Genomic DNA, 6,000 nt, shown 5'->3' with positions numbered 1-6,000 from the left:
ACCGAACAAAAATAATTCTTTTTTATAATAACACGATTTATAAAAATTTGCAAGAGGATTCCAAATTGTGTTTCTAAATCCTTTTTTTTACTCATTAACCTTGGTATAGACTTATCAACTTTTTCATTTAATAAAAAAACCACCTTTCCGGTTAAATTTCAGCGGAACAAGTGGTTTTTGCATTTAAATTATGAAGGGATTACGTAATTTATTAATGAAGGATGTAAGCCTACTTTTGTTTTTAGTTGAGCTCATCTTCATAATAATTACTAACAATCAAGTAATTAACCCTTGTGGGACAAGGTTATCACATGAATGCTTGTCCGTTTTATTTTGACTGCTGTTTATTCATTGCTGCCATCATTTGGTTGATTTTCTTTTGCGAAGGTTTCATACCCATTTGCATCATCATCATTTTTAACATTTGTTCATTTATTGGCGGATTTTTCTTTAAATAGCTCATCATATATCTACGAGCAATGAAAAATCCTAGTGCTACACCAGCCGCTAATGCTAGTATACCAACTAGTACATATAACATTAAACTTCCTCCTTCATGTTGTCTACCATACAGTGTACTAAATAAAACGAAATAAAACAATATCTCATTTCAATTAGACATATTTTCTTTCTTTAATTGGCTTTAGCCATCCGACCCGTTCGTGTTCGAGATCAATTGCTAAGAAGGAGGATTCGCATTTTCTGAGCACTTCAAAAAAGGCCGTTTCTGCTTCATAGCTGCCTTCTGCTTCCACTGTTATTAACTCTTGAAAAACCTCTAACCTTGCCGTGCTTAGTTTCCCGCTTAAAGCAATCGTATATCCACCATGATCTGCTCTAAATCCCTTCATTTTCCCTAACTGTTTTTGAAGCAGATTATGGATTTTTAAAACCTCTACCCGTTTCGTAATATATGAAATTTGTTTTTGTGTTATAAATTTAAGTTCGCCGTCTGCTGTATGATGTTCATGAAAAAGCTGAAAAAATATACGCTCTCTTCCGAAGTAATGGGCGGCAAATTCATCTTCTACTAAATATAGCTGATATTTTCTCACCACTGTTCTCCCCTTCGTTGAAATCCTTTTTTCTATTATAAAAAAGCATGGACAAAACGTTTGTCTTACGGCGGCAAAAACTTTCACTACTTTTGTCGATAATATGTTTACCAACCAATTTCGGTATAATTTATGAACTTTCCTTTTATTAACTTCAATTGTTCAATAAATTGTAACAACATAGGAGCCCAATCTGACTATCATGATGGATATTGGTTTATTTTTGTTAGTGTTTGGCTCTAAAAAATTAAATTATGGCCCATAATCGTGATTGTTTGGCTTATTTTCCACATTTATAGCTCATTTTGATAGCCGATTGGCGCTTTTCCTATTTTTTAACAAAAAATCAGAACTAAAAAAAGAGAACGGATAAACCGTTCTCTCTAAATTAATAACAATTATTGTTGTAACAGGGCCTTAACACGAGCCACTACATTATCCACACTAAAGCCGTATTCTTCCATAATTTTTTCACCAGGTGCTGATGCTCCGAATTGGTCAATTGCCAATACATCGCCTTCGTCACCAGTATATTTATGCCAGCCGAATGAAGCTCCCATTTCGATTCCAAGGCGTTTTTTCACGTTTCTCGGTAGAACAGAATCTTTATACTCTTGTGATTGTTGGTCAAAACGATCCCATGAAGGCATGCTGACAACAGAAACTTGAACTCCTTCACCTGCAAGTACTTTTTGTGCTTCCACTGCAAGACTTACTTCTGAACCAGTTGCAAGAATTAAAGCATCAGGAGTTTCTTTTCCAGCAGGAGAAACAACATAAGCACCCTTTGAAACGCCCTCATATGCATTGACATCTGTACCTTTTAAAGTAGGTAAATCTTGACGAGTCAAAATGAGTGCAGTTGGTTTATTGGTTGATTCAACTGCTAGCTTCCAAGCTGCTGCTGTTTCATTGCCGTCTGCTGGACGAATAATGGATAGACCTGGCATTGCGCGTAATGCTGCAAGCTGTTCGACAGGTTCGTGTGTTGGGCCATCTTCCCCAACAGCGATACTGTCATGTGTAAATACATAAGTAACAGGTAATCCCATGATTGCTGCTAAACGGATTGCTGGACGAAGGTAATCAGAGAAAACAAAGAATGTTCCGCCAAATATTTTTACTCCGCCGTGAAGGGCGATACCATTCAGTGCAGCACCCATTGCAAATTCACGAACGCCGAACCAGAAATTGCGGCCTTCATAGGCACCTGGCATATAGTCAGTTGTACCTTTAATCATTGTTTTATTGGAACCTGCAAGGTCTGCTGAACCGCCAATGAAGATTGGTAGGTTTTTAGCGATGCCATTTAGGACTTCACCAGATGAGGCACGGCTTGCTAAACTCTTGCCTTCTTGGTACACAGGGATATCTTTATCCCAGCCTTCAGGAAGTTCATTATTTAATGCTTGTTCAAGCTGAGCAGCTAATTCAGGATACTCATTCTTATACTGTGCGAACATTTCGTTCCATTCTTTTTCCTTTTTCTCACCGTTTTCAACAATGAGTTTTTGGAAGTTGTCATAAACTTCTTGTGGAACGTGGAAATCTTCTTCAAATGTCCATTTATATGCTTCTTTTGTAAGCTTTAACTCGTTTGCACCTAGCGGAGCACCGTGAACACCAGAAGTACCGGCACGGTTTGGTGAACCATATCCAATGATCGTTCTAACTTCAATCATAGTTGGACGGTCTAAGTCATTTCTTGCTTCTTCTAGTGCTTTTGCGATTTCCTCAAGGTTATTGCCGTCTTCCACACGAAGGTATTGCCAGCCGTAAGCTTCGAAACGCCCTTTTACACTTTCAGAGAAAGATTTGTCTAGGTCTCCATCAAGAGAAATATCATTGGAATCATAAAGAACAACTAAACGTCCTAATTTTAAATGTCCTGCAAGTGATGCAGCTTCTGCAGAAACACCTTCCATGAGGTCACCATCACCACAAACACTATATGTAAAATGGTTCACAATCTCATATTTATCTTTGTTATAAACACTAGCAACATGGCGTTCTGCCATTGCCATCCCGACAGCCATTGCAATCCCTTGTCCAAGCGGACCAGTTGTTGCTTCTACACCTTCTGTGTGGCGATACTCAGGGTGACCAGGTGTCTTACTACCCCACTGACGGAATTGTTTAATGTCCTCCATGCTTAAATTATAGCCGGATAAGTGGAGCATGCTATATAACAAAGCAGAACCATGGCCTGCAGATAAGACGAAACGATCACGGTTGAACCAATGAGGATTCTTAGGGTTTTGGTTCATGAATCTTGTCCATAATGTATATGTCATTGGGGCAGCACCCATTGGCATACCTGGATGCCCAGAATTCGCTTTCTCAATAGCATCAATAGAAAGCGTACGAATCGAAGTTACGGATAAATCATCAATAGTATTAAACATGAATTACATCCTTTCTTGATCACGGATAATAAATACATCCTTTATATTATCTTGCATTGTCTATTAATTCAACTAATAAACAAAAATAAGATTGAAAATTTCACTTTATTTTTATTTTGACTTAAACAAGAATAATAATGTATGTAATAGTAAATGAAAAGACCCCGCCTTTAGGCGAGGTGAGAAAATACAGAAGGTTTTAAACTTAATATATAGTTAATGAAGAGGGCGATTCTTTCTAGCTTTTAATTTTTCAGGTGTGACATCATTACCTTCTGGATCAATAAACTTTGTATTCGTTAATGTATCGAGCATATTTGCTCGGAAAGTAGCCAAGTATTCACTTCTTAATTTGGATTGCTCTTTTGCTTCTAACTCTGTTAATCCTGACGATTTTGCCTTTCTTGCCAGTTCATTAATGCGAGCCATTTTTTCTTTTGAAAGCATACCCACCCATCCTTTCTCATCAAATGAAGACACTTGATTTTACTAAAAAAAAGCCTTCATGACAAGATAAAGAGCTACTGATTCTGTGATTCTATATATTCTTGATATCTTCTATGGACAGTTGCTTTTGAAATGTTATACCCAAAGCCTCTTAGTGTGGCGGCAATTTCAGCAAATGTCAGCTCATTTTCCCGTAATCGGATAATCTGTTCAATTGGTACTTCAATTTTTTCCCTGCCAGAGGATTGTCCAAGGTTCTTTAAGTTTTTTTCTGGTTTATAGCCTTGCTCAACAGCACGCTTCATGCCTCTTTTTATTTTTACATTATGAAGTTTACGCTGATACTCTTCTACCATGCTGACTATTTTTAAAACCATGGAATCCGATTCTGAAAGTTGTAATTCACCATTATGTGAAATACTGTAAAGTTGGATCCCTTCTTTTATTATACAATGCAGAAGGGCAATTTTAGCATTACCTCTTCCAAGCCGTGTTTCATCCTGAATTAACAGGGCCTGAACTTGCGGATCTTTTATCCTCTCTAATACCTCTAGTATTCCATCTCTTTCAAAATCATAACCACTTGCTTGTTCTTTTATAATGGAGTCGATTTCAAATCCACACTGGTTCGCAAGTTGGATTAATTCATCTTCCTGGCGTATTAAGGATGTTTCTTGTGTATGTTTGTTGGTACTGACACGGCAGTAGATTATAGCTTTCATTAGTTATCCTTTCTATTCCTTCGGCGCACTCGCAAGTTCTGTTGTATTGGCGGAATTCTTTTTGCTTACAGGAATTACAATTTCTTCACCAGGATAGATTTGATCCTTAATATTTTCATTATGCTTTTTTACCCAGCTTACGAACTCTTTGTTTGATAGCGAATGCTGACCTTCAAATTGATCAGAAATCTTCCAAAGTGTATCTCCTTCAGAAATGGTTACTTTTAAATATTGATCATCAGAGTGATGTTTAAATGATAATACGAAAGCTAAAGTGCAGCTTAAAATAATAAGAGTAATAGCATACGAGTATTGTTTCCATAATTTTTTCATGATTCGCACCTCTTATAAGAATATATGTTCCCTTTTGATTTATTTTCATTATAATCCGAACATTTGTTTGTTGTCAACCATTTTCTCGAACTTATGTTTGTATAGTATGGTACGACATGCTATAATAAAGACAACATTAACCAGGCGAGGTGCATTTTATCATGGTAAAAATATCAAAGCGGCAGCAGGATATCCTGGAGTTTATAAAGGAAGAAGTTAGAAGTAAGGGATATCCTCCTTCCGTCAGGGAAATTGGCGAAGCGGTTGGACTTGCATCCAGTTCTACTGTTCACGGTCACCTAGCACGCTTAGAGAGTAAAGGTCTAATTAGAAGAGACCCTACCAAACCAAGAGCTATTGAAATACTAGATGCGGATGAAGCCGCACAGATTCCTAGAAATAAAGTTGTCAACGTTCCAGTGGTCGGGAAGGTAACGGCAGGATTGCCAATCACAGCAATTGAGAATGTCGAAGAATATTTCCCACTTCCTGAAAGCTTGGCTCCTTCAGACGAGCAGGTGTTTATGCTAGAAATCATGGGTGAAAGTATGATAGAAGCGGGAATACTTGACGGAGACTACGTGATTGTGAAGCAGCAGCAGACTGCGAATAATGGGGATATTGTTGTTGCAATGACGGAGGATGACGAAGCAACTTGTAAGAGATTCTTTAAGGAAAAAGACTACATCCGCCTGCAGCCGGAAAACTCTGCAATGGATCCTATCATTTTACGAAATGTATCGATTTTAGGGAAAGTTATTGGAGTTTATCGTCATATTCATTAATCTGAGAGAGCTGATCCGGCTCTCTTTTTTTTGGGTTGAACTTATCCGGATTTTAACCTACTAGTCTGATGAAGGATATTTTACTTTTTTACACGACTATGTATTGTCCTTGACACACCCAGTGAAGGACAGACACTTTCCTTCTTGCTCAACCGCATTTTGTCCTTCATACTCCCGGCGAACTTGCTCAACCACGATTTGTCCTTCTTAAACACCAAAAGCCTTGACGCATAGAGCGCCAAGGCTTTTTTAA

7 protein-coding genes are annotated in these 6,000 nt (G+C 37.8%); 1 reads left to right on the top strand and 6 read right to left on the bottom strand.

Translation table 11 applies throughout. The features are described 5' to 3' along the window. Positions 1-328 precede the first annotated feature (328 nt). The 6 genes from COD92_RS06070 to yneA all read right to left on the bottom strand — a co-directional run bounded on the left by COD92_RS06070 (position 329) and on the right by yneA (position 4,962). The gene (locus tag COD92_RS06070; RefSeq protein WP_098528582.1) at positions 329-541 is read right to left on the bottom strand and encodes a YneF family protein; all 213 of its coding nucleotides are present in this window, start codon (positions 539-541) and stop codon (positions 329-331) included. A 73-nt stretch (positions 542-614) separates the two neighbouring features. Next, the gene (gene sirA, locus COD92_RS06065) at positions 615-1,055 is read right to left on the bottom strand and encodes a sporulation inhibitor of replication protein SirA (RefSeq protein WP_098528583.1); all 441 of its coding nucleotides are present in this window, start codon (positions 1,053-1,055) and stop codon (positions 615-617) included. 398 nt (positions 1,056-1,453) lie between these two features. After that, positions 1,454-3,460 carry a transketolase gene (tkt, locus tag COD92_RS06060; RefSeq protein WP_098528584.1) on the bottom strand — a complete coding sequence of 669 codons (2,007 nt, stop codon included), beginning with the start codon at positions 3,458-3,460 and terminating at the stop codon, positions 1,454-1,456. A 216-nt stretch (positions 3,461-3,676) separates the two neighbouring features. After that, positions 3,677-3,907, bottom strand: a complete 231-nt coding sequence (locus COD92_RS06055; protein WP_098528585.1) for a DUF896 domain-containing protein — start codon at positions 3,905-3,907, stop codon at positions 3,677-3,679. 74 nt (positions 3,908-3,981) lie between these two features. Then, positions 3,982-4,629 (bottom strand): YneB family resolvase-like protein, encoded by a 648-nt coding sequence (locus COD92_RS06050; RefSeq protein WP_098528586.1) that lies wholly within the window; start codon positions 4,627-4,629, stop codon positions 3,982-3,984. Positions 4,630-4,641: 12 nt separating this feature from the next. Further along, entirely contained in the window at positions 4,642-4,962 is a 321-nt protein-coding gene (gene yneA / locus COD92_RS06045) for a cell division suppressor protein YneA (protein WP_098528587.1), read from the bottom strand. A gap of 161 nt (positions 4,963-5,123) precedes the next feature. Here yneA and lexA point away from each other — a divergent pair, with 161 nt between their 5' ends. Beyond that, positions 5,124-5,747, top strand: a complete 624-nt coding sequence (gene lexA / locus COD92_RS06040) for a transcriptional repressor LexA (protein ID WP_098528588.1) — start codon at positions 5,124-5,126, stop codon at positions 5,745-5,747. Positions 5,748-6,000: the final 253 nt, after the last annotated feature.

This window comes from Bacillus sp. AFS037270 (assembly GCF_002585305.1).
This window is presented reverse-complemented; position numbering and strand designations above follow the sequence as displayed.

Excerpts from the sequence above, each read along its gene's own strand:
- COD92_RS06070 (WP_098528582.1), bottom strand. The coding sequence starts at position 541 with ATGTTATATGTACTAGTTGGTATACTAGCATTAGCGGCTGGTGTAGCA.
- tkt (WP_098528584.1), bottom strand. The coding sequence starts at position 3,460 with ATGTTTAATACTATTGATGATTTATCCGTAACTTCGATTCGTACGCTT.
- COD92_RS06055 (WP_098528585.1), bottom strand. The coding sequence starts at position 3,907 with ATGCTTTCAAAAGAAAAAATGGCTCGCATTAATGAACTGGCAAGAAAG.
- COD92_RS06050 (WP_098528586.1), bottom strand. The coding sequence starts at position 4,629 with ATGAAAGCTATAATCTACTGCCGTGTCAGTACCAACAAACATACACAA.
- yneA (WP_098528587.1), bottom strand. The coding sequence starts at position 4,962 with ATGAAAAAATTATGGAAACAATACTCGTATGCTATTACTCTTATTATT.
- lexA (WP_098528588.1), top strand. The coding sequence starts at position 5,124 with ATGGTAAAAATATCAAAGCGGCAGCAGGATATCCTGGAGTTTATAAAG.